The organism is Ramlibacter cellulosilyticus, from assembly GCF_014297465.1.
GTDB classification, from domain to species: Bacteria; Pseudomonadota; Gammaproteobacteria; order Burkholderiales; family Burkholderiaceae_C; genus Ramlibacter; species Ramlibacter cellulosilyticus.
The window spans coordinates 292,340-315,687 of the sequence record NZ_JACORT010000002.1 but is presented as its reverse complement, the minus strand read 5'-3'; the positions used below and the strand labels follow the sequence as shown (position 1 = coordinate 315,687).

20 protein-coding genes are annotated in these 23,348 nt (G+C 70.1%); 11 read left to right on the top strand and 9 right to left on the bottom strand.

Annotation, left to right across the window (positions count from 1 at the left end):
* Nucleotides 1-18 precede the first annotated feature (18 nt).
* Nucleotides 19-1,059 carry an AI-2E family transporter gene (locus H8N03_RS07370; RefSeq protein ID WP_187075509.1) on the top strand — a complete coding sequence of 347 codons (1,041 nt, stop codon included), beginning with the start codon at nt 19-21 and terminating at the stop codon, nt 1,057-1,059.
* On the opposite strand, the gene H8N03_RS07365 is transcribed toward H8N03_RS07370, so the two are convergent.
* The 6 genes from H8N03_RS07365 to H8N03_RS07340 form a co-directional block, all read right to left on the bottom strand.
* Nucleotides 1,056-2,678, bottom strand: a complete 1,623-nt coding sequence (locus tag H8N03_RS07365; RefSeq protein ID WP_187075508.1) for a sulfatase-like hydrolase/transferase — start codon at nt 2,676-2,678, stop codon at nt 1,056-1,058. The genes H8N03_RS07370 and H8N03_RS07365 overlap by 4 nt on opposite strands.
* 142 nt (nt 2,679-2,820) lie before the next feature.
* On the bottom strand, nt 2,821-4,200 hold the full coding sequence (locus H8N03_RS07360) for an aldehyde dehydrogenase family protein (RefSeq protein ID WP_187075507.1): 1,380 nt from the start codon (nt 4,198-4,200) through the stop codon (nt 2,821-2,823).
* On the bottom strand, nt 4,197-4,970 hold the full coding sequence (locus tag H8N03_RS07355; protein ID WP_187075506.1) for a gamma-glutamyl-gamma-aminobutyrate hydrolase family protein: 774 nt from the start codon (nt 4,968-4,970) through the stop codon (nt 4,197-4,199). Before H8N03_RS07355 ends, H8N03_RS07360 begins: the two co-directional genes overlap by 4 nt.
* Nucleotides 4,971-5,073: 103 nt before the next feature.
* Nucleotides 5,074-6,207 (bottom strand): iron-containing alcohol dehydrogenase, encoded by a 1,134-nt coding sequence (locus H8N03_RS07350; protein WP_187075505.1) that lies wholly within the window; start codon nt 6,205-6,207, stop codon nt 5,074-5,076.
* Nucleotides 6,204-6,707, bottom strand: a complete 504-nt coding sequence (locus H8N03_RS07345) for a GNAT family N-acetyltransferase (protein WP_187075504.1) — start codon at nt 6,705-6,707, stop codon at nt 6,204-6,206. The genes H8N03_RS07350 and H8N03_RS07345 overlap by 4 nt, the downstream gene beginning before the upstream one ends.
* A 7-nt stretch (nt 6,708-6,714) precedes the next feature.
* On the bottom strand, nt 6,715-8,076 hold the full coding sequence (locus tag H8N03_RS07340) for a glutamine synthetase family protein (protein WP_187075503.1): 1,362 nt from the start codon (nt 8,074-8,076) through the stop codon (nt 6,715-6,717).
* A gap of 90 nt (nt 8,077-8,166) precedes the next feature.
* Between H8N03_RS07340 and H8N03_RS07335 the strand changes: the two genes are divergently transcribed.
* Together H8N03_RS07335 and fusA are read left to right on the top strand one after the other, a co-directional pair.
* On the top strand, nt 8,167-9,012 hold the full coding sequence (locus H8N03_RS07335) for an EamA family transporter (protein ID WP_187075502.1): 846 nt from the start codon (nt 8,167-8,169) through the stop codon (nt 9,010-9,012).
* Nucleotides 9,013-9,418: 406 nt separating this feature from the next.
* Entirely contained in the window at nt 9,419-11,470 is a 2,052-nt protein-coding gene (gene fusA / locus H8N03_RS07330) for an elongation factor G (protein WP_187075501.1), read from the top strand.
* Nucleotides 11,471-11,503: 33 nt separating this feature from the next.
* Here the strand turns inward: fusA and H8N03_RS07325 are convergent, their stop codons facing one another.
* The 3 genes from H8N03_RS07325 to H8N03_RS07315 all read right to left on the bottom strand — a co-directional run bounded on the left by H8N03_RS07325 (nt 11,504) and on the right by H8N03_RS07315 (nt 14,982).
* Entirely contained in the window at nt 11,504-13,354 is a 1,851-nt protein-coding gene (locus tag H8N03_RS07325) for a DUF6600 domain-containing protein (protein WP_187075500.1), read from the bottom strand.
* A 126-nt stretch (nt 13,355-13,480) separates the two neighbouring features.
* Nucleotides 13,481-14,188 carry a GntR family transcriptional regulator gene (locus H8N03_RS07320; RefSeq protein WP_187075499.1) on the bottom strand — a complete coding sequence of 236 codons (708 nt, stop codon included), beginning with the start codon at nt 14,186-14,188 and terminating at the stop codon, nt 13,481-13,483.
* 68 nt (nt 14,189-14,256) lie between these two features.
* Nucleotides 14,257-14,982: a maleate cis-trans isomerase family protein gene (locus H8N03_RS07315; RefSeq protein WP_222622878.1), complete on the bottom strand. Its 726-nt coding sequence runs from the start codon at nt 14,980-14,982 to the stop codon at nt 14,257-14,259.
* A 311-nt stretch (nt 14,983-15,293) separates the two neighbouring features.
* Between H8N03_RS07315 and hydA the strand changes: the two genes are divergently transcribed.
* Genes hydA through H8N03_RS07275 form a run of 8 tightly spaced genes read left to right on the top strand, consistent with a single transcriptional unit; the run spans nt 15,294 to nt 23,339 of the window.
* Nucleotides 15,294-16,712, top strand: coding sequence for a dihydropyrimidinase (hydA, locus tag H8N03_RS07310; RefSeq protein ID WP_187075497.1), 1,419 nt, complete (start codon nt 15,294-15,296; stop codon nt 16,710-16,712).
* Nucleotides 16,712-17,458 (top strand): aspartate/glutamate racemase family protein, encoded by a 747-nt coding sequence (locus tag H8N03_RS07305; RefSeq protein WP_187075496.1) that lies wholly within the window; start codon nt 16,712-16,714, stop codon nt 17,456-17,458. The genes hydA and H8N03_RS07305 overlap by 1 nt, the downstream gene beginning before the upstream one ends.
* Nucleotides 17,459-17,472: 14 nt before the next feature.
* The gene (locus H8N03_RS07300; RefSeq protein WP_255428104.1) at nt 17,473-18,465 is read left to right on the top strand and encodes a TRAP transporter substrate-binding protein; all 993 of its coding nucleotides are present in this window, start codon (nt 17,473-17,475) and stop codon (nt 18,463-18,465) included.
* Between the two features lie 22 nt (nt 18,466-18,487).
* Entirely contained in the window at nt 18,488-19,015 is a 528-nt protein-coding gene (locus H8N03_RS07295) for a TRAP transporter small permease (RefSeq protein WP_187075495.1), read from the top strand.
* Nucleotides 19,012-20,292, top strand: coding sequence for a TRAP transporter large permease (locus H8N03_RS07290; protein ID WP_187075494.1), 1,281 nt, complete (start codon nt 19,012-19,014; stop codon nt 20,290-20,292). The genes H8N03_RS07295 and H8N03_RS07290 overlap by 4 nt, the downstream gene beginning before the upstream one ends.
* 37 nt (nt 20,293-20,329) lie before the next feature.
* Nucleotides 20,330-20,992, top strand: coding sequence for a TRAP transporter small permease subunit (locus H8N03_RS07285; protein ID WP_187075493.1), 663 nt, complete (start codon nt 20,330-20,332; stop codon nt 20,990-20,992).
* Nucleotides 20,989-22,296 carry a TRAP transporter large permease gene (locus H8N03_RS07280; RefSeq protein ID WP_187075492.1) on the top strand — a complete coding sequence of 436 codons (1,308 nt, stop codon included), beginning with the start codon at nt 20,989-20,991 and terminating at the stop codon, nt 22,294-22,296. The genes H8N03_RS07285 and H8N03_RS07280 overlap by 4 nt, the downstream gene beginning before the upstream one ends.
* Before the next feature lie 5 nt (nt 22,297-22,301).
* Nucleotides 22,302-23,339 (top strand): TRAP transporter substrate-binding protein, encoded by a 1,038-nt coding sequence (locus tag H8N03_RS07275; RefSeq protein WP_187075491.1) that lies wholly within the window; start codon nt 22,302-22,304, stop codon nt 23,337-23,339.
* Nucleotides 23,340-23,348 lie beyond the last annotated feature (9 nt).

Sequence of the window (23,348 nt, the reverse complement as noted above, 5' to 3'; positions counted from 1 at the left end):
GCGCGGCACAATGACCCGGTGAAGCGCCCCCTCTCCTCCAGCGAGACCACGCCGCCCGGGCTCGTGCCCGAGCACCTGCGGGTGCGCGCGGTGCTCGCGATGGGTGCGGTGCTGCTGGGCATCCTGTGGCTGCACCTGCTTTCGGCAACTTTCGCCGGCCTCGCCGGCTACGTGCTGTACCGGCGCGTGCGGCATTTCACCGGCCCGGCGCAAGGGTCGTGGAAGAAGCGTGCGCTGCGCTGGCTCGTCGTCTTCGGCGTCATCACCGGCATCATCGGCGGCCTGCTGTTCGCGTTCGAGCTGCTGTTCAAGTCCGGCGGCCTGGGGCGCCTGATGCAGCTCGTGGCCGACACGCTGGACGAGATCCGCGCGATGGCGCCGGTGTGGATCGGCGACCGCCTGCCCGAATCCGCCGAGTCGATGCAGCACGCCCTGAGCGTGTGGCTGCGCGAGCACGCCGGGGAGATGCAGCGCTGGGGCGCGGAGGCGCTGAAGATCCTCGTGCACATCCTCATCGGACTCGCGATCGGCCTGATGGCCGCGGCCGCCCGGCGCGAGGTCGATGCCGCGCCGCGCCGTCCGCTGATCCTGCTCGCGCAGGCCCGCATGCTGCAGCTGGCCGACGCCTTCGGCGACGTGTTCTCGGCGCAGCTGCGCATCTCCTTCATCAACGCGGTGCTCACCGGCATCTACCTGCTGGTGGTGCTGCCGGCGCTCGGCTACCGCGTGCCGCTCGCGCCGACGCTCGTCGGCTTCACCTTCTTCGCCAGCCTGGTGCCCATCATCGGCAACCTGCTGTCCAACGCCGCCATCACCATCGCGGCGCTGACGGTGTCCGCCTGGCTCGGCATCGCCTCGCTCGGATTCCTCGTGGTGATCCACAAGCTGGAGTACTTCCTGAACGCGCGCATCGTCGGCGGTCGGACCAACGTTCCGACCTACGCGATGCTCGCCGGCATGCTGGTGCTCGAGGCCGCGTTCGGCCTCGCGGGGCTGGTGGCCGCGCCGATCTTCGTGGCGTGGCTGACGCGGGAGTTGCGGGAGGGGAGCTGGGTCTAGGGCGCCGGGCGGCGCGCAGGTTCGCCGGCCTCGAACACCAGCGTGTCCCACGCGCTCACGGCGCCCAGCGCCTTCTGGACGACACGCTGCCGCGCAGGGACGGGCTGCTGCAGCAGGTTCACGGCGGGCCGCGGCCTCTCCCGGTAGCGCACCTGGGCGGCCCCGAGCAAGGTGGGGACGAGGTCCGCGTGCATCAGCGGCGCGCGGGTGTTCGCGGAGAGCTGCGCCCACGCCTGCGGATGGGCCGCCTTCCACGCCGCATTGGCCCAGAACACGGCCGGTACGTGGGTGTCCCACCTCGTCGGGTGCCGCAGCGCGTGTCCGTACAGCGCACGCCGGTCATCCAGCAGGTTCTCGCCGTGGTCCGGTGTATAGACCAGGAACGCTTCGCCGGGCACGCGCTCCAGGCGCTCGATGACCTGGTTGAGGAAGTCGACGGATGCGTCGACCGCACCCGCGTACACGGATCTCCACCGCGCGAGATCCGCATGCGTCGGGCCGCTGGGAGGGATCGGGCAACCCGCGCCGGCCGGCGAAGCCTTCGCGTCGAACCGCTCGCAGTAGGGCGCGTGCGCCCCGTACCCATGCAGCACGATGGAGGACGCCGGCTCCGGCGACGCGAGGACGCGGTCCAGCAGGGGCAGCAGGCCCTCGGGATCGCGCTCGACGGGATAGGCCTGGACCATGGCGTCCGGCCACGCGATGGAGTTTCCCTGCGTGCCGAACCAGTACGTGCGGAAGCCGGCCTCCTCGAACGCCCGCTGGAACGTTGCGTCGTTCGAGACACGCGCGCCGTACCCTGGCCATTCCCGCGAGATCAGGAGCGGAACCGAGGTGTGCGTCGCATTCGCGCCGGCGGCCACGTCGCACGCGACCAGGGCGCCGGCGCGGACGGCGCGAACCGCGGCCGGCCCGCCGCATTCCCGGAGGAAATCCGCGCGCACGCTTTCGCCGATCAACAGGATCATGGTCTGGCGGGCGGAGGGCGCCGCCACCCGCGTCGCCTCCCAGGAGGACTGGGGGTTTCGCGGACTGGCCAGCGTCACCGAACTCGCCGCATGGGCCACTGCCGGCGAGTTCACGGCGAACGCGACCCCGACGAGGGTCGCGTTGACGGGCCATGCGCGTGGCCACGTCGCCGCCGGGAGCAGCACCGCGAGGCACGCGGTCCCCACCAGGACCGCGGAGTACCGGACGCCGGCACCCAAAGGGTGAGGGCCGGCGCCACGCGCCGCCCACCAGCAGAGGACGCCGAGGCCAACCGAAGTCCCGGCCAGCATCCAGCGATAAGGCGCGGTCGCCTCGGCGACCTCCGCAGCGTTGAACGTGTTCCACTCCGCCGCAAGCTCCAGCAGGTTCACGTTGCGCAGCAGGTCGGCCACGAGGCAGGCCAGCCCGAACAGCGCCAGCGGATAGGTGAGCCACGGAAACACCCGCGGCGGCACCAGCAGGCGGAGACAGATGATCGACCAGCCGGACGCGAGCAGCAGCTGGCCCGCATCGAGGTCCCAGGGCTCCGCGGCGGACAGCGTCAGCGCCGCCGGCAGGATGAGGATCACGAACCACGCGAGCGGCGCGATCGCGGTCCGGCGGATGCCGGTACCCCGGGGAGGACTCATGGATGCGGAGGCACGGGCGCGCGTGTAACAAGGATGTAACGAGCGGGATTGTGCCGAGCTCGGCGGCAAAAACGCAAGAAGCCCCTGTGCGGTCGGCACAACAGGGTTCCTCGCCCGGGGGCGAAGCGCGCCCCAGGCGCCGTCAGCCTCCCGACCGCAGATGCCAGGCCTTCGTCCGCGTGAACGCCTGGATGCCGTACTTCGACAGCGTGAGCCCCACCCCCGAATCCCCCACGCCGCTCCATGGCAGCCGCGGGCTCACGCGGTCGCAGCAGTTCCAGTAGACGCTGCCCGCGCGCACCTGCGACAGGATGCGGCGCGCGCGCGCCTCGTCGCGCGTGTAGACGCCGGCGGTGAGGCCGTAGCGCGTGTCGTTCATCAGCTGCACGGCTTCCTCGTCGCTCCGCACCTTCTGGATGCCGATCACCGGACCGAAGCTTTCCTCGCGCATGATCTCCATGTCGTGGTCCACGTCGACCATGACGGTCGGCTCGTACCAGTTGCCCGGCCCGGCGCCCTTGCGGCCGCCGAGCAGCAGGTCGGCGCCCTTGCGCTGCGCGTCCGCGACCTGGTGGTCCAGCACGTCCAGCTGCGGCGCGCGCGTGATCGCGCCGATGTAGGTGTCTTCGCTCATCGGATCGCCGCGCTTGAAGCCCCGCACCGTCCGCACGAAGTGCTCGACGAAGGCGTCGTGCACCGCTTCGTGCACGTAGATGCGCTCCACCGAACAGCAGCTCTGGCCCGTGTTGTACATGGCGCCGTCCGCGAGGGATTCCGCCGCCGCCTGGACGTCCACGTCCTCGCACACGTAAGTCGGATCCTTGCCCCCGAGTTCCAGCTGCAGCTTGACGAAGCGCTTGCCGACGGCTTCCGCGATGCGCTGGCCGGTCCCGTGCGAGCCGGTGAAGAAGACGCCGTCCACCGGCTGCGCGAGCAGCGCCGCGCCGACCTCGCCCCCGCCCACCAGGCAAATCATGACGTCGCGTGGCACGCCCGCCTCGTGCAGCAGGCGCGTGATCTCCTGCCCGGTGAGCGTGGCGTACTCCGACGGCTTGTACAGCACCGCGTTGCCGGCCAGCAGCGCCGGCAGGATCACGTTGCAGCCGACGAACCAGGGATAGTTCCAGGCGGAGATGTTGGCGACCAGCCCGAGCGGCTCGTGCTGGATCTGCTCGCGCATGCCGCCTTCGTCGTACACCGTCTCGGCGGCAATGGCCTGCTCCGTTTCGGCGAGGAAGAAGTCGATGCGCGGCAGCAGCCCGTTCAGCTCGTTGCGCGACATGCGGATCGGCTTGCCGGTCTCCTCCGTCATGACGCGCGCGAGCTGCTCGAGGTCGCGCACGACGCCGGCGCGGAAGCCTTCGATGCAACGCTTGCGCTGCTCCAGCGGGCGCATCGCCCAAAGGGCCTGTGCCTCGCGGGCGGCGCGCGCCTTGGCGGCGACCGAGTCCGGCGTGTCGGCCGGCAAGGTGGTGACGACTTCCCCGGTCGCGGGGTTGTGGATGACGAGGAGGGTGCTCATTCGGCCCTGGCCGCGCGCGCGGCCTGCAGGAAGTCGCGCAGCAGCGGGGTGTCGTCCACGACCCCCAGCTCCGGGCGATGGAATTCGGGATGCCATTGCACGCCGGCGACCCAGGGGCCGCCCACGTGCCGGATGGCTTCGACGACGCCGTCGATGGGCGAGACCGCCTCCACGACGAAGCCGGGCGCGAGGTCCTTGATGCCCTGGTGGTGCACGCTGTTGATCTTGTGCCGCCCGGAGGGGAGCAGTTGCGCGAGGCGCGTGCCCGGCAGGATGTCCACCTCGTGGAAGTTCAGGTCGTAGATCTCCGCGTCGCGGTGCACCAGCGCGCCGGGCTTCTGCGTGCGGATGTCCTGGTAGAGCGTGCCGCCGTGCGCCACGTTGAGCAGCTGCACGCCGCGGCAGATGCCGAACACCGGCTTGCCGACGCGCGAGAAGGCCTGCACCAGCGCGATCTCGTACTCGTCCCGCACGCGGTCGCCGTGCCACTCGGGACGCAGCGGCTGTTCACCGTAGCTGCCCGGCCAGACGTCGGCGCCGCCGTGCATCACGAGGCCGTCGAGCCACTGCGCGTAGTCTTCCACGCGCACCTCGCCGCGGAAGGTGGCGCCATTCAGCGAGGGAATCATCACCGGCAATGCGCCTTCCGACATGACCCAGTGCGCCGTGGACTGCTCGATCCACAGCAGGGTCTTGGAAGGCGCGGCCTTGCGTTCCCCGTCGGGGTGGAAGAAGCAGGCGCTGATGCCGATCTTGAGGCGGTTGGTCATGCGGGGGTCCTTGCTGGGGTGCCTTCGGCAACCCAGCCTACGGTGTGGCTCCCTGTAGGCTGGGTTGCCGAAGGCACCCCAGCAAGGGCCCGCCCACCCCCCGTCACATCGCCTCCAGGAACAACCGCTCGAAATCCCCCGCCGTCACCGGACGCGGATTCGTCTGGTGGCAGATGTCCTTCACCGCGATATCGACGAGCTTCGGCACCTGTTCCTTCTTCACGCCGTGCGAGGACAGCGTGCCCGTGATCCCGACCTGCTGCTTCAGGTGGCCGAGCCAGCGCACGAGCCCGGGGCCGCCGCCCGCCACGCGGCACACATGCGCGAGCTCCTCGAACTTGTCCTGCGCCGCCTCGATGTTCCAGGCCATCACCGTCTCGATCATCAGCGCGTTCGCCAGCCCGTGGTGCATGTCGCACACCGCACCCAGCGCGTGCGCGCAGGAGTGCACCGCCCCCAGGTCCTTCTGGAAGGCGATCGCGCCCATCATGGAGGACATCATCATGTCGCTGCGCGCACCGATGTCGTTCGGCTCGCGCACGGCCTTCACGAGGGAGCGCGCCGCGATGCGCACGCCTTCGAGCGCGATGCCGTCGCACAGCGGGTGGTACGCCGGCGAGAGGTAGCTCTCGATGTTGTGCGTCAAGGCGTCCATGCCCGTGGCGGCGGTCACGTGCGGCGGCAGCGCCAGCGTGAGCTCCGGGTCCGCGAAGACCTTGCGCGCGAGGATCTTCGGGCTGAACACCACGCGCTTGAGGTGCGTCTCGTCCTCGCTGATCACCGAGGAGCGGCCGACTTCGGAGCCGGTCCCGGAGGTCGTCGGCAGCGCGACGAAGTACGGCAGGTCGCGGGCTATGGCGCGCACGCGCGGATGGTCCCAGGCGTATTCGATGATGTCGCCTTCGTGCGTGGCCGCGAGCCCCACGACCTTCGCGACGTCCAGCGCGGCCCCGCCGCCGAAGCCGATCACGCAGTCCGCCTCGTGCGCCTTGTACGCCGCGGCGCCGTCCATCACCTGCCGCGCCGTGGGGTTGCCCGCGACGCCGGAATAGACCGCCACGTCCAGCCCTTGCAGGTGCGACAGGAACTCCGCCAGCACCGGCAAGGCGGCCAGCGCCTTGTCCGTCACGAGCAGGGGGCGCTTCAGCCCCTGGCCCTGCAGGTGCTGCCGCACCTCCTTGCGGGCGCCAGGGCCGAAGGCGATGGCGGTGGGAAAGGAAAAACTTGCGAGGCTCATGGTGCGGTGCCGAGGTCCAGGTGCATGTGGTTCTTGCCGTGGGAGCGCCCTTCGATGCGGATCGCATCGGGCTCGATGCCGAAGCTGCGGAAGCCGACGGCGCGGTACAGGTTCAGGGCCCGCTCGTTGCCCTCGGTGACGGTGAGCACCAGCGAGCCGAGCCCCGCGCTGCGCGCGTGGGCGAGCAGCGCGGACAGCAGCGCGCGGCCGACGCCCTGCCCCGCCACTTCGGGCGCGACGAACATCGCGACCACCGTCGCCTTGTGGCGGTTCTTGGCGCGGTGCTCGCGCTCCAGCCCCACGAAGCCGTACAGCTCCGCGCCCTGGAACGCGCCCCAGAAAGCCGTGTCGCCCGCCAGGCGCGCGGCGGCTGCTTCGACCCCCAGCTCGCGCTCTTCCTCCCAGCTGGAGGTGAAGGCGTCCGGGTGCTCGCGCAAGGCCCGCAGCCGCAGCGACCGGAAGGACAGGGCGTCGGCAGGGGCGAGGCGGCGGATCTGCATGGCGCGCTCAGATGATCTCGAAGTAGCGCTTCAATTCCCAGTCGGTCACCGCATCCTGCCACTGCCGCCACTCCCAGTCGCGGGTGGCGGCGAAGTGCTCGACGAAGGTGTCGCCCAGCCAGTCGCGCGCGACGGCCGACTCGCGGAACACGCGCGCCGTCTCGATCAGCGTGCGCGGCGCGCGCGGCACGTCCTCGCCGCCGACGTTGGTCCCGGTGACGGGCGGCGTGGTGAGTTTGAGCCCCTTCTCCACGCCGTGCATGCCGGCGGCGATCACCGCGGCCATCGCGAGGTAGGGATTCACGTCGGAGCCGGGGCAGCGCGTCTCCAGGCGCGTGGCCTTGGGCGAGCCTGCCAGCACGCGGAAGCTGGCCGTGCGGTTGTCCATGCCCCAGGTCGGCTTCACCGGCGCCCAGAAGCCGTCGACGAGGCGCTTGTAGCTGTTGATCGTCGGCCAGAGCATGGGGCCGAACTCCATCATGCAGGCGACCTGGCCGGCGAGGTAGCTCTCGAACAGCGGGCTCATCTTGCGCTCGGTGTTCGCGTCGTGGAAGAGGTTGGACTTGCCGTCGGAGAGGCTCTGGTGGATGTGGCCGCTGCAGCCCGGGTATTGCGCGCTCCACTTGGCCATGAAGCTGGGCATGATGCCGAAGCGCTTGCCGATCTCGCGCGCGCCCGTCTTGAACAGGATGGCGCGGTCGGCCTGCTGCAGCGCGGGCGAGAAGCCGATCGCGGCCTCGTACACGCCGGGGCCGGTCTCCGTGTGCAGGCCCTCGATCGGCACGTCGAAGGCGAGCATCTCGTCCATCAGCGCGTTGAAGAACTCCGGGTTGTCCGCCATTCGCAGCAGCGAGTAGCCGAACATGCCCGGCGTGATCGGCTCCGGCGGCAGCCCGCGCTTCTCCGCCCAGGTGTGCGGCGTCTCGCGGAAGTTGAACCACTCGAACTCCATGCCGGTCATCACCTGGTAGCCGAGCTTCTCCGCGCGCGCGAGCACGCGCTTGAGCGTCTGTCGCGGACAGAGGGGATGCGGCGAGCCGTCGGCGTTGACGAACTCGCCGAGGAAGAAGGGCACGTTGTTGTCCCAGGGGACGTTGCGCGCCGTGCCGAGGTCCACCTGCGCGAGCGCGTCCGGGAAGCCGTGCTGCCAGCCGGTGACGGTGGTGTTGTCGTAGGTGACGTCCAGCATGTCCCAGCCCAGCACGACGTCGCAGAAGCCGAAGCCGCCGGTGGCGGCGCCTTCGAACTTGTCGATGTGCAGGTACTTGCCGCGCAGCACGCCGTCGATGTCGCTCACGGCCACCTTCACCTTGGTGGCGCCGCTCTTGCGCAGGCGCTCGAGCACGGGGTGCGGGTTCGATGAGGCCAAGTTGGGTTCTCCGGCGCGCGACGTGCGCCCGGGAAAATCCTAGCGCGGATGCGGCGCCAGCGGGGCCGTTTGCGCCATGATGGTGCCTGCATGATCCTCACCTGGCCCATCGCGCTGGCGGTCCTGTTCGCCGCGCTCCTGCACGCGAGCTGGAACGCCCTGGTCAAGTCCGGCACCGACAAGGCCATGGACACGGCGGTGATGAACCTCATCGGTGGCGCGATGGCCGTGCCCGTCGTGCTCGTCGCCGGACTGCCGTCCGCCGCCGCCTGGCCCTGGCTGCTGGGATCGGCGGCCATCCATGTCGTGTACTACGCCCTGCTCACGGCGGCCTACCGCCACGGCGAGCTGGCGCTCACCTATCCGCTGATGCGCGGAGTGGCGCCACTGCTGGTGGCGCTGGTGTCGGTCGCCGCGTTCGCCGAGCCGCTGTCGACGGCGGGCTGGACGGGGGTGCTCGGCGTCTGCGCCGGCGTGCTGGTGCTGGGGCTGTCGCGGCACGGGCTGGAGTCGGGGCGTGCCGTGGCGCTGGCGCTCGCCAACGCGGTGGTGATCGCCGGGTACACGGTGGTGGACGCGCATGGCGTGCGCGCGAGCGGGACGGCGGCGGGCTATGTCGCGACGCTCTTCGTGCTGAATGCGGTGCCTTTCGGCGCGGTGGTGCTGGCGCGGCGGGGCTGGCGGCCGCTCGCGGAACATGCCGTACGGCGGGGGCCGCTCACGGCACTGGGCGCGGCGGCTTCGCTGGGCTCCTATGGCATCGCGCTGTGGGCGATGACGCGCGCGCCGGTGGCCAGCGTGGCAGCCTTGCGGGAGACCTCGGTGCTGTTCGCGGCGCTGATCGGCGCGTGGCAGCTGCAGGAGCGGTTCACGCCGCGCCGGGCGCTGGGGACGGCGGCAATCGTGGCGGGGGTGGCGGCGCTGCGGTTGGGGTAGGGGTGCGTTTTGCTGGGGTTCGCTTCGCGAAACCCAGCCTACGGTTCGCTGTCTTGCGAGGCCTCAGCCCGCGCGCTCTTCGCGTGGTGGCGGACGCTCCGCCTGCGGGCCCGCATCCTCGCCGTGCGTCGCGCCGTTGGTCCCCGCTTCGCGGGGCAACCATTCCCTCGGCGCGCGCCGCGGTTTCGGCGGGCGCCGGGCGTGGTCCGAAGGCCTGCGGGCAGGACGGAGGCGCGGCATGCGGTACAGGCTAAGCACGCGCCGCGAACCATCCTGTAGGACTGCGCCTCCTCGCGTGTGGGACACGTTCGACTCGGCCGACGAGGCCGGGCACGCGACGTTGCGGCGCGCGTCCGTCCTGCTTAGGATGGTCCTCCCTTGATTCGACGTTGCAGGGAGGGCTTTCGTGGCTACTCATCGCGACATCGCCTCGCGGCGCACCCTGGCCCTGGTGGGGCCGAGCGCCGCAGGCAAGACCAGCCTGGCCGAAGCCTTGCTGTGGAAGGCCGGGGCGGTGGGCGCGCCCGGCAGCGTGGAAAAGGGGAGCACCGTCTCCGACCACGACCCGCTGGAGAAACGGGGGCAGCGTTCGCTGAACACGACGCTGCTGCACTTCACCCACGGCGACATCACCACCCACCTCGTCGACACGCCCGGAGCGCCGGACTTCCTGGGGCAGTCGCTGCCCGCGCTGGAAGCGGTGGAAACGGCGGCGATCGTGATCAATGCCTCCACCGGCATCGAGCCGATGGCCGTGCGCATGATGGAGTGGGCGCGGCAGCGCGAACGTGACCGCATCATCGTCGTCAACAAGATCGACGCGCAGGGCGTGAACCTCGAAGCGCTGGTGGGACAGATCCAGGCCACGTTCGGCAAGGAGTGCCTGCCGGTGAACCTGCCTTCGCAACGCGGCGAGCGGGTGCTCGACTGCTTCTGGAAACTGAAGGACGAAGGGCCGCCGCCGGACTTCTCCAGCGTGGAGGCCGCGCACCGCGCGCTGGTGGAACAGGTGGTGGAAGTCGACGGCGACTTCGTCGAGCGCTACCTGAACGACGGCGACGTGGCGCCGGAGGAGCTGCATGCGCCGCTGGAGCAGGCGCTGCGCGAAGGCCACCTGGTGCCGATCTGCTTCGTCTCCGCGCGCACCGGCGCGGGCGTGCCGGAACTCCTGGACGTCATCGAGCGCCTGCTGCCCGACCCCACCGAGAGCAACCCGCCCGCCTTCCTGGAAGGCGAGGGCGAGGACGCGACGCCCATCCAGGCCGTCACCGATCCCGACAAGCACGTGCTCGCGCACGTCTTCAAGATCACGCAAGACCCTTACGTGGGCAAGATGGGCGTGATCCGGGTGCACCAGGGCACGATCACGCGCGACAGCCAGCTCTATGTCGGAGACGGGCGCCGCCCTTTCAAGGTGGGCCACCTCTTCATGCTGCAGGGCAAGGAGCTGAAGGAGGTGGCGAAGGCGGTGCCGGGCGACCTGTGCGCGATCGCGAAGGTGGAGGAGCTGCACTACGACGCGGTGCTGCATGACGCCGCCGAGGACGCGCACATCCACCTGAAGCCGCTGGACTTTCCCGTGCCCGTGCACGGCCTCGCGATCACGCCCAAGCGGCGCGGCGACGAGCAGCGCCTGCACGACATCCTGCAGAAGCTGGTGAGCGAGGACCCGTGCCTGAAGGTGGAGCACGTGGCCAGCACCAACGAGACCGTGGTCTACGGCCTCGGCGAGCTGCACCTGCGCACGCTGCTCGATCGCCTGACCGAGGTGCACGGCTGCCAGGTCGACACGCGGCCGCCGCGCATCGCCTACCGCGAGACGGTGACGCTCAACGCGGAAGGCCACCACCGGCACAAGAAGCAGACGGGCGGCGCCGGCCAGTTCGGCGAGGTGTTCCTGCGCATCGAGCCGCTGCCGCGCGGCTCCGGCTTCCAGTTCGTCGACGAGACCAAGGGCGGCTCCATCCCCTACAACTTCATTCCCGCGGTGGAGAAGGGCGTGCGCCAGGCGATGGAGGAAGGCGTGGTCGCGGGCTACCCCGTGGTGGACCTCAAGTGCGTCGTGTACGACGGCAAGCACCACAGCGTGGACAGCAAGGAAATCGCCTTCGTCACCGCCGGCAAGAAGGCGCTGATCGCCGCGGTGCAGGCCGCGCGGCCCTGCCTGCTGGAGCCGATCGTGGACGTGGAGATCACGGCGCCGGAAGCGAACATGGGCGACATCACCGGCGACCTCGCCACGCGCCGCGGACAGGTGAGCGGCACGCGCGGGGACACGGCCGGTGCGCTGACGGTGCTGGCGCAGGCGCCGCTGTCGGAGCTGTCCTCGTACCAGTCACGCCTGAACTCGCTGACCGGCGGGCAAGGCCGCTACACGATCGCGTTCAGCCACTACGAGCAGGTGCCGGCGAACGTGCAGCAGCAGCTGGCCTCGCAGTACAAGCTGAAGGAAGAGTAATTCCGTCACCCCCGCGGAGGCGGGGGTGACGTGTCAGCGGTTCCAGTGCCCGCGCCCGCGGCCCTCGTCCCCGCCTTCGCGCTGCTGCCAGCGCCCACCCTGCCCGCCGCGCTCCTCGCCGCGCTGCCAGCCGCGGTGCTCGCGCTGGGGCTGCCGCTCCTCGCGCGCGATGGGCATCGTCTGCTGCCGCGGCACCGGCACGGGCTGTTGCACCGGCTGCGTCTGGCGGTACATGCGGGGCTGCTGCTGGTCGAACCGGCGGAGGGCGCCACCCTGGTCGATCTCCACCCGGCCGGCGTCGCGCTGCGAACCTCCGAAGTCCACCCGGCCCGCGTCACGCTGCGGCACGCCCAGGTCCACGCGGCCCGCGTTGCGCGGCGCGTCGGGACGCTGCCGGTACTGCTCGCGGATCTGCCGGCCCGCGTCACGCTCGGCTTCGTATTGCAGGCGGTCCTGCTCGCGCCGCGCGCGGTACTGCTCGCGCACGGCAGGCGCCGCTTCGCGCTGCGGCCAGTTGCGCGGGCTCACGGCCGGATGCACCACCTGCGGCGGCGCCGACTGGAAGCGCGGCGCGACGTGCACTTCGCGCTCCGAGCGGTTCAGCGGGCGGATCGGCACGGCATTGACGCGCGCACGGTCGATCATGTTCGGCTGCACCGGCTGCCAGTGGCGCTCCACCGGGCGGCCACGCCGGAAGTCGTCTTCACGCACGGCAGTCACGGCATAGGGACGCTGGCGCCACTGGTGGTTGGTCGCGCCGCGCGGCCAGCGGTTCAGGTCGATGCGCCAGTTCGCGTAGCTCACGTAGCGCGGGCTGGTGCGGTACCAGGGGTACCAGGCTTCGCCGGGCGCGAGCGGATACCAGCCGACGGCGGGACCCGTGCTGAACGAGAACTGCGAGCCGCCGCCGCCGAGGAACACCACCAGCGCGGGCGAGTACACGGGCCGCGCCGCCAGCTGCCCCGGCACCCAGGCCCAGCGCTGGCCGATCTGCGTCCAGCGGCCGTAGTGGAAAGGCGCGAAGCCCCAGGGCGCGTCGTCGATCCAGGTCCACCCCCAGGGCGCGATCCAGGACCAGTGGCCGTAGCGATAAGGCGCCCAGTTGGCGACCGTCACCGTGGGATACCAGACCGTGCCGTAGCCGGGGTCCTGCGCCCAGGTGCCGTGCGAATCGAGCTCGGTCGCGCCGACCACGCCGCGTGGCACGTAGCGCGTGGCGACCGCCTGGTCTTCCTGGCGGTTGCGCTCCTCGGCCCAGCGCGCGAACTCGTCGCGCGCGAACGCGGGGCCGTGCACCTGCGCGAGGAAGCGGCCCGCGAAGCTCGCCGCCTGGCCCGCGCCCAGGTGGATGGACTCGCCGCCTTCGCCGAAGACCGTTGCCGTGCCGCTGTGCACGACCACGCGTGTCTGCTGCGTGCCCGCGTCCACGTCGATGCGGTAGTCGCCCGGCTGCAAGGCGCGGAACGCGAGGTTGGGCGTGCCGACCTCGAAGTTCTCGCCCTGCGCCAGGTCGCGCACGCGCGCATTCATCGTGCCCTGCTGCAGCATGAAGCGGACGCCGCCGTCGCCAAGGTCGCTGATGCCCAGGTGGCTTTCCGCCTTCACGTGCAGGGTGGCGGTGCCCAGTTGCAGTTCGGCGCGGCCGCCCGCATCGGTCCACAGCCGGTCGCCTTCGGTGAGCGGCCGGTTCTGCGGCAGCTCCATCCACTCGTCCTCGCCTTGCGGCGCGAAGACCACGCTGCCCTGGCGCTCGCTCACGAAGGCGACGCGGCCGGGTGGATCGGCGACTTCCTGCGCCAGGGCGGCGCCGGCCAGGCAGGACAGCAGCAGGGCGCCCAGCCAGGGCAGCAGGCGCGCGAGACGGGGGGAGGAAACGGAAGGCATGGTGCTCCTCGACGGACGTTGACCTCTACAACGCGGCAGCTTCGCGCCCTGCCGTAAACCCATCGTAAATCCGGCAACGCCGCGCGACCGGCGGCGGCCCCCACGTGACTTTTTAACGCCGGAACGCTAGTCGCGGAAGATGGACTCCAGGTCCGCCTCGCCGTTGCCCTGGTCCAGCTGCAGGCTGCCTTCGATGTGGTCGAGGTGCTCCAGCATGATCTCCTCCGCGCGCGCCGCGTCGCGGCGGGCGACCGCGTCGATGATCATCTGGTGCTCGTCGTCGCGGCAGCTCTGGCTGGTCGGCGCGTCGTAGAGGAAGATGGTCAGGCAGGTCAGCATGCACAGCTCGCGCATGCTGCGGGACAGCGCATAGTTGCCCGCGAGTTCGGCGAGCAGCGTGTGGAACTCGCCGGAGAGGCGGATCACGGCGCGCTTGTCGTTGCGCCGGCGCGCGTCGTGCTCCAGCTCCACGTGCTGGCGCAGGCGCTGCACCTTGTCCGGCGTGTGGGTGTCCACCAGCCGCCGCAGCACCGCCGGCTCGATCAGCCGGCGGGCCTCGAAGATGTCACGCGCCTGCTCAATGGTGGGCTTGGCGACGTAGGCGCCGCGCTGCGGGAAGAGCTCCACGATCTGTTCGTGCGCGAGGCGCGCCAGCACCTCGCGGATGCGCGCGCGGCTCACGCCGAAGATGTCGGCCAGCCGCTCCTCGCCCAGCTTGGTGCCGGGATGCAGGCGGTGCTCCAGGATGGCGACGTAGATGCGCTCGTAGATCTCGTCGACGGAGCTTTCGCGCTCGGCGCGGGCGGGCGGGGACTTGCGCGCGGTGGCGGGCATGGGACGGCTGCTGGAGGCGGCGTGGGAATGGCCGGCGATTCTAGGGGGGCGCTTGCGCCCGGGCGGATTCAGGTCCATTGGAACAGTTCTCCCCAGCCGGTGATCGCCGCGGGCGAACCGCCGGCCGCGCGCACCATGCCCCACACCGTGGTGCTCACCGTATCGAGCAGCGGGATGCCGTGCGCGCGCTCGATCTCCGGCGCGAGCTGCGCCGCGCGCAGGTTGGTGCAGAAGGTGGTGATGGCCTGCGGCCGCGCGCCCGCGACCTGGTCCATCAGCTCGCGCAGGCGGCGCGGATCGACTTCCGCGAAGGCGTGGTTCACGCGGATGCCGAGGTGGCGCTCCGCCACGACCTCGATCCCCAGCTGCGCGTAGTTGCCGACGATGCGGTCCTGCACGTCGGCGGTGTAAGGCGTGACCAGCGCGAGGCGGCGGATGCCCTTGAGCGCCATCAGCTCGTTGAGCGCGAGCACCGCCGTGGTTGCAGGGATGCCCGTGCGCTCGCGGATGCGCTCCACGAGCTTGCGGTCGCGGTCGAAGCCGAGCCAGCCGGCGGCGGTGCCGCTCCACCCGATCACGTCCACCTTGGCATCGGCCAGCAGTTCGGCCGCGGCCAGGATCTTGCTGTCGTCGAACTGGCCGAGCGCCACCGCGTCGAGCGAGATCTCGGTGACCCGGAAGCGCGAGAAATGGGCGCTGGCGCCCGGGAGGGCCGCCACGAGCGCGCTGGTCAGCGGCTCGAGCGCGGTGTTGGAAGAGGGGGTCAGCACCCCCAGCCGCAAGGGTCGGTTCAAGGCAGGGCTCCGCGCCACGGCCACCGCCGCGGCTGATGTTCGATTCCCTGCATTCTGGTCTTTTGACCTGTGATTGTCGACACTGGTGTAAACACCATGCGTGCGCCGCGGCCGGTCGTCCATAGTTCGAACGGCTTCATTTCACCCGGAGCGCCGCCAGGAGGGTGGCCCGGAAGTTGCAGACATCCCCTTCGTGACCATGACGTATCTCCGCTTCGCACCAAACCCGTCGATGAACTGTTTGTCGACAATCCTGTCGGCACTTTCCTGGGGTGTTTCCCGCACCGCGCTGGTGCCGACGGGGGCGCTGCATGGCTGACGCGCTCGACCTGGTGATCCGCAACGCGGAGGTGGCGACGGCCAGCGACACCTTCTTCTGCGACATCGGCATTCGCGGAGGCCGCATCGCCCTGCTCGGCGACGGGTTGCCGGCGGGCCGGCGCGAGATCGACGCGGCCGGCCGCACGGTGACCCCCGGCGGCGTGGACGCGCACTGCCACCTGGACCAGGCGATGGAAGGCCCGGCGAAGATGGCCGACGACTTCCTCACCGGCACGCGCTCCGCGGCCTGCGGCGGCACGACGACCATCATTCCCTTCGCGGCGCAGATCAAGGGCCAGTCGCTCGAGGCCGCCGTCGTGGATTACCACGGGCGCGCCGAAGGCAAGGCCTGCATCGACTACGCCTTCCACCTGATCGTGAGCGATCCCACGCCGCAGGTGCTCGCGAAGGAACTCCCCGCGCTCATCGCCCAGGGCTACACCTCGTTCAAGGTCTACATGACCTACGACGACCTGAAGCTGGACGACGCGCAGGTGCTGGACGTGCTGGACGTCGCGCGCACGCACGGCGCGCTCTGCATGGTGCACGCCGAGAACGCCGATTGCATCGAGTGGCTGACGAAGCGCCTCGAGGCCGCCGGCCGCACCGCCCCACGCTGGCACGCGCATGCGCGTCCCATGCTGGTGGAGCGCGAAGCCACGCACCGCGCCATCGCGCTGTCGGAACTGGTGGACGTGCCTATCCTCATCGTGCACGTGTCCGGCCGCGAGGCGATCGAGCAGATCCGCTGGGCGCGCAGCCACGGCCTCTCCATCTTCGCCGAGACCTGCCCGCAATACCTGTTCCTCACCGCCGAAGACCTGGGCATCGACGACAGCTACCACGGCGCCCGCTGCATCTGCAGCCCGCCGCCGCGCGACAAGGCCAACCAGGAATTCATCTGGAACGGCCTGGGCGACGGCCTCTTCACCGTCTTCTCCTCCGACCACGCGCCCTTCCGCTACGAGGACCCGCAGGGCAAGAAGATCGGCGGCAAGGAAGTCCCGTTCCGCTACATCCCGAACGGCATCCCCGGACTGGAGACGCGCCTGCCGCTGCTGTATTCCGAGGGCGTGCTCGCCGGCCGCATCACGCTGCAGAAGTTCGTGGAGCTCACGGCGACCAATCCGGCGCGCGCGTACGGCCTGCATCCGCGCAAGGGCACCATTGCGGTCGGCAGCGATGCGGACCTGGTGGTCTGGGACGAGCGCGAGGTGACGGTCGACAACGCCGCGCTGCACCACGCCGTGGACTACACGCCATACGAAGGCATGAAGCTGAAGGCGTGGCCGGGCCTCACCCTCTCGCGCGGCGAGGTGGTGTGGGACGGAAAGGCCTTCACGGGCCATGCGGGCCGAGGCAGGTTCCTGCCCTGCGGCACGCCTTCGCTGCTGCCGCGGAGGCCGTGATGCGTATCCTGCTCGTCAACCCCAACATCTCCGACAGCGTCTCGGACCTGATCCGCGACGAGGCGCGGCGCAGCGCCTCGCCCGGCACGGAGATCGAGGTGAAGACGGCGCCCTTCGGCGTGGCGTACATCGAGACCCGCTTCGAGGCACTGGTCGGCGCGTATGCCGCGGCGCAGGTGGCCGCGGAGAACGTGCAGCGCTTCGACGCCGTCGTGGTCGCCGCCTTCGGCGACCCGGGGCTCACCGGGCTGCGCGAACTGCTGCCCGTGCCCGTCACCGGCATGACCGAAGCGGCGCTCGCCAGCGCGCACCTGCTCGGGCACCGCATCTCCATCATCGCGATCTCGCAGCGCATCCAGGCCTGGTACCGCGAGGTCGTGGACAGCTACGGCTTCGGCAGCCGCCTCGCGAGCATCCGCGCGTTGGACCGCCCGATCAGCGCGATCGGCGGCGTGCAGCAGGAACATGCGCAGGCGCTGAAGGCGCTCGCCGAACGCGCCGTCGACGAGGACGGCGCCGAAGTGATCATCCTCGCCGGCGCGCCGCTCGCGGGCCTCGCGCGCTCCCTGCAAGGCCAGTTGCCCGTGCCGGTCGTCGACGGCGTGTCCAGCGCCGTCCGCCACGCCGAAACGCTCGTTTCCCTGAAGCCGGGCCGCGCGCAACGCGGCAGCTTCGCCCGCCCCCCCGCCAAACCCCACCGCGGCCTGCCCGACGCCATCGCGCGGCTGCTCGACTCACCCCGCTGAAAGGTCCCAGCCCGATGAAACCCGCCCTGGCCCGCCTCGCCCTCGCCTCCCTGCTCGCCCTGGGCGCCGCGCTCCCCGCGGCCGCGCAGCAGAAGCTGCAGATCGCCGGCAACTTCGCCACCGAACACCCGTCCAGCGTCGCCGTCGAACAGGTGTTCCGCAAGGAGGTCGCACGCCTCACCAACAACCAGCTGCAGGTGGACGTGTTCCCCGCGATGCAGCTCGGTGGCGCCAAGGAGAACGTCGATGCGGTGCGCTCCGGCACCCTGGCGCTCACCTGGGTGGGCGCAGCGTTCCTGTCGCGGATCGCGCCGGAGCTGGAGGCGGTGAGCCTGCCCTTCGTGTTCGCCAACCGCGAATCGGCCTTCCGCGTGATCGACGGCCCCGTCGGCCATGCGATCGACAGGAAGCTGCAGGACAAGGGCTTCCTCTCGCTAGGCTGGATGGAGCTGGGCATGCGCCACGTCACCAACAGCAAGGCGCCGATCCGCACGATGGCCGACCTCAAGGGCCTGAAGGTGCGCCTGCAGCCGAACGAGACGCACCTGGCCACCTTCCGCGCGCTGGGCGCCAACCCCGTCGCGATGGACGTGAAGGAGCTGTACTCCGCGCTGGAGCAGCGCGTGGTCGACGGCCAGGAGAACCCGTACACGGTGATCTCCGCCAGCCGCTTCAGCGAGGTGCAGAAGAACCTGTCCAACACCGGCCACTTCTTCGACTTCATCGCGGTGGTCGCGAGCAAGAAGGCCTTCGAGCAGCTGAAGCCCGAATACCAGAAAGCGGTGCGCGAGGCGATGACGTCGACGATCGCCTACCAGCGCAAGCTGGCCGCGGAGCAGGAGGCGCAGAAATTCGCCGAGCTGAAGGCGAAGATGGCGTACACCGAGATCACGCCGGCCGCGCGCGACGAGATGCGCAAGGCGTCGCTGCCGGTGATCGAGGACGTGAAGAAGCGTGCCGGCGCCGACCTCGTGAACCAGGTCCTCGCCGAGGTCGCGAAGCCGTAAGGCCATGGACGAGCCCGTCCCCATGGAACACGCCCTCCCGCTCCCCGCGGTGGCCGCGCCCGCGTGGCCCTTGCGCCTGCTGCGCACGGCCGACCGCGCGCTCACCGCCGTCCTGCTCGCCGCCGTGGCCGTCATGGTCGCGGTCGTCTCCTCGCAGGTCGCCCTGCGCTACGGCTTCAACCGTTCCATCGACTGGGCGGACGAAGTGGGCCGGCTCGCCTTCGTGTGGGCCATCTTCCTCGCCATCCCGCTGGGCGTGCGCGACGGCGCGCACATCGGCATCGACCTGCTGGTCGACAAGCTGCCCGCCGCGGGCCAGTCGGCGCTGCGCCGCGCCGGTGCCGCGCTGGGCGCCGCGATGATGCTGGCGATCTTCTGGGCCGCCGTGCGCACGTGCCGCGAGCAGTGGGACGAGCTCATGGCCACGGTGGACTGGAGCGTGGGCTGGTTCATCGTGCCGGTCGCCATCGGCGCGCTGTTCTCCGCCCTGCACCTGCTGCACATCGTGATCGCCGGCCCGCCCGCGAAGAAGCTGGAGAGTGCCGAATGAGCGCCGCCGTCGTCGCCGGCTTCATGGGCCTGTCGCTGCTGGGCCTGCCGATCGCCTTCGCCATGGGCGTCGCCGCGCTGCTCGCGCTGCTCGCCACCGGCGTGGACCTGAGCATGGTGCCGCAACGCATGATGCATGCGGTCAACTCCTTTCCGCTGATGTCCATCCCCTTCTTCATGCTCGCGGGCGAGCTGATGATCAAGGCGGGCATCGTGGAGCGGCTGATCGCGCTGGCCAACACGATGGTCGGACGCGTGCGCGGCGGCCTGGCGCACGTGACGATGCTGTCCGGCGCGGGGCTGGCGACCGTCTCCGGCGCCGCGGTCTCGGATGCGAGCGCGCTGTCCTCCATCCTCGTGCCCTCGCTTTCCAAGGTGTACGACAAGGGCTTCGCCACCGCCATCGTCGCGGCCGCCGCCAACCTGGGTCCCATCATCCCGCCCAGCGGCGCGATGATCGTCTACGCCTTCATGGCCGGCTCCTCCGTCTCGGTGGGCGGCATGTTCATGGCCGGCGTGGTGCCCGGGATCATCATCACCATCGGCTTCATCGCGCTGTGCTCCTGGATCGCGACGAAACGCGGCTGGGCCGTCACCGGCGACCCGTTCCGCCTGAAGGCCGTGTTCGCCGAACTGCGCCGGTCCCTGATCGTGCTGGCGATGCCCGTGCTCGTGATCGGCGGCATCGTCGGCGGCGCCTTCACCGCTACGGAAGGTTCCGCGATCGCCGTGATCTACGCGGCGCTGCTCGGCTTCTTCGTCACGCGCACGCTGAAGCTGTCCGACCTGCCCGGCATCGTCGTGCGCGCGGCGATCACGTCGGCCATGGTGGGCGCGCTGATCGCCTTCGCTTCCGTCATCACCTACCTGATGACGGTGGACCTGCTGCCGCAGAAGCTGACCGTGCTGCTCAAGGCGATCACGGACAGCCCGCTGATGTACATGGCGCTCGTGGCGATCCTGCTGTTCGTCGTCGGCATGTTCCTCGAGTCCAACGCCGCCTACATCATGCTGGTGCCGCTGCTGCACCCGATCGCCATCCAGTACGGCATCGACCCGCTGCACTTCGGCTTCCTCTTCGTCCTGAACCTCGTCATCGGCATGCTCACGCCGCCGGTGGGCGTGGTGCTGTTCGTCGTCTGCGGCATCACCGGCGTGCGCATGCGCGAGCTGGTCGCCAACGTCTGGCCCTTCATCGCGCTGATGTACGGCGTGCTGGTGGCCTGCATGCTGTTCCCGCCCCTGGTGACCGCGCTGCCGCGCGCGCTGGGTTACTGAGTCCTCGCCATTCCATGCACAACAGAGGAGTCCGCCCATGAAAACCCTGCTGCCGCCCGGGCGCACCAGCGCCGCCATCGCGGGCTTCACCGATGTCGCGGCGCTGGCCTGCGGCTGGTGGCTCATCGCCCTGAGCGTGATCACCTGCATCGAGATGCTCGGGCGCAAGGTCTTCGGCTTCAGCCTGCAAGGCGTCGACGAGATCGGCTCGTACACCTACGCCATCGTGGGCAGCATCGGCTTCGCGCACACGCTCATCACGCGCAGCCACACGCGGGTGGACTTCCTGATCTCGCGCTTCTCGCCGCGCGTGCGCTCGGTCCTGAACCTCGTCGCCATGCTCACGCTCACCGCCCTCGCGCTCCTGTGCCTGTGGCGCGGCTTCGCCGTGGTGCGCGAGAGCATCGACCTCAAGGCCACCGCCTCGACGCCGCTCGCCACCCCCATGTGGATCCCGCAGACGATCTGGCTCGCAGGCTACGTGCTGTTCGCCGCGGTCGCCCTGTGCGCGGCCTGGCATGCGCTGCACCTGTTCCTGCGCGGCGACCACGAAGGCGTCAACGACACCTTCGGCCCGCAGACGCTGGACGAGGAGATCGAGGCCGAGACCGAGCTGCACATGCACACCCCTGCGAGCCCCGCGCCCGAAGCGGCGGCCGCCCCCGTCCTTTCCCTCGAAGCCCAAGGAGCCAAGGCATGATCAGTCCCCTCGAGATCGCCATCGGCCTCGCCCTGATGCTGGGCCTGATGTTCGTCGGCCTGCACGTGGCGACGACGATGCTCGTCGTCGGCCTGCTGGGCGCCATGATCCATTTCGGCATGCCGGCCTTCAATGCGCTGGGCGAGCAGATCTGGGCGGCGGGCGAAGACTACCTGCTGCTGTCCATTCCCCTGTACATCCTGCTCGGCGAGATCCTGATGCGCGGCGGCGCGACGGACAAGATGTACCAGTCGCTCGCCGACTGGCTCAAGCGCCTGCCCGGCGGACTGCTGCACACCAACATCGGCGCATCGGCGCTGTTCTCCGCGGTGTCGGGCTCCTCGGTCGCGACGGCGGCGACGATCTCCACCGTCGCCCTGCCAGCCTTCAAGAACCGAGGCTACGACCAGCGCATGGTGCTCGGCTCCATCGCCGCCGGCGCGAGCCTCGGCAACCTGATCCCACCGGGCGTCGCCTTCATCATCTACGGGTCGATGACCAACACGTCGGCGTCGCGCCTGTACATGGCCGGCGTGATCCCGGGCGCGATCATGACGGTGCTCTTCCTGCTCACGATCCTCGCCGTCTGCGTCTGGCGTCCTTCGATGGCGGGCAAGGCCGAAGGCAAGGTAAGCTGGGGCGAGCGCCTGAAGCACTCGGTGCACCTCGCCGGTCCGCTGCTGGTGTTCGGCGTCGTGATGGGCGGCATCTACACGGGCTGGGCCACCGTGACCGAGAGCGCGGCCCTGGGCGTGATCGTCTGCCTGCCGATCGCCTGGGCCTACGGCAAGCTGAACGTGAAGATGCTGCACGAGTGCTTCCGCTCCACGCTGCGGCTCACGGCCATGACGGCGCTGATCCTGGTCGCCGCCCTGTACCTGAACTTCGTGCTCTCCATGCTGGGCGTGCCGCAGTCGCTGGCCGCGCTGATCAAGTCGCTGGACGTCTCCCCGCTGCTGCTGCTGTGGGTGCTGGCCGTGATGTACGTGGTGCTCGGCGTCGCGCTGGAGACCATGCCGATGATGGTCGGCACGCTGCCCGTGGTGTTCCCCATCATCCAGGCCGCCGGCATCGACCCCGTCTTCTTCGGCGTGTTCATGGTGCTGATGTGCGAGCTCTCGCTCCTGAGCCCGCCGATCGGCATGACGCTCTACGTGATCCAGGGCGTGCGCGGCGAAGGAACGATCAACGAGGTGTTCCAGGGCACGCTGCCCTTCCTCGTCGCGATGATCGCCATGACCGCGATCCTCATCCACTTCCCGGCGATCGCCACCTATTTGCCCAACCTGATGTTCGGACGATGACGCGCATGAAAACCCTCCACCTCCTCGCCGCCGCCGCGCTCGCGCTCGGCTCCGCCACCGCCCAGGCGCAGCAGCCGCTCAAGCTGCGCGTCGCCGGCAACTTCGTCGCCGCGGGCCTGCTGCAGCAGCAGAAGGAACAGCCCTTCTTCGACAACTTCGCCAAGGTCGCCGGCCTGCCGGTGGAGATCGACTACAAGCCGATGGATGTCGTCGGGGTGAAGGACGTGGATGCGCTGCGCGTGATCAAGTCCGGCCTGTTCGACGTCGTCGCGCTGCGCCTGGCGCAAGCCTCGCGCGACGACCCGACGCTGCTCGGCCCCGACATCGTCGGCCTCTCCACCGACTACGACACCGCGCGCAAGGTGTGGGACGCCTGGCGCGGCCCGCTGGACCAGCGCCTGCAGGAGCGGCACAACGCCAAGCTGCTGTCCGTGTATCCCTTCGGGCCGCAGATCCTGTTCTGCAAGGGCGCATTCACCAGCCTCGCCGACATGAAGGGCAAGAAGGTGCGCGTGAGCGACCAGGTGCTCGCCAAGTTCATGGAGAAGATGGGGGCCATCCCGGTGACGCTGGCCTTCGGCGAGACGCAGCAGGCCCTGGAGCGCGGCGTGACCGACTGCGCGATCACCGGCCCCAGCTCCGCCAACAGCGGCGGCTGGCCGGAAGTCACGACGCACGTGATGCCGCTCGGCTTCCAGGTGCACCAGGTGGCTTTCGCCATCAACCTGAACAAGTGGAAGGCCATGACGCCCGACCAGCAGGCGAAGGTCGCCGCCGCCTTCCAGAAGTTCGAGGCGGAAGCCTGGGCCTATTCGCGCGAACTGTGGGACGACGCGGCGCGCTGCAACGTCGGCAAGGAATGCCGGATCGGCAAGAAGTTCGCGCTGAAGGAAGTCGCACCGACCGCGGCGGACCGCCAGCTGGTGGCCGACGCCGTGCGCACCGTTTCCTTCCCCCTCTGGGCCGAGTCCTGCGACAAGGTCTACGACAAGTGCTCCTCGGCCTGGAAGCAGGCCATCGGCCCCATGGTGGGCCTCAAGTAAATCCACCCG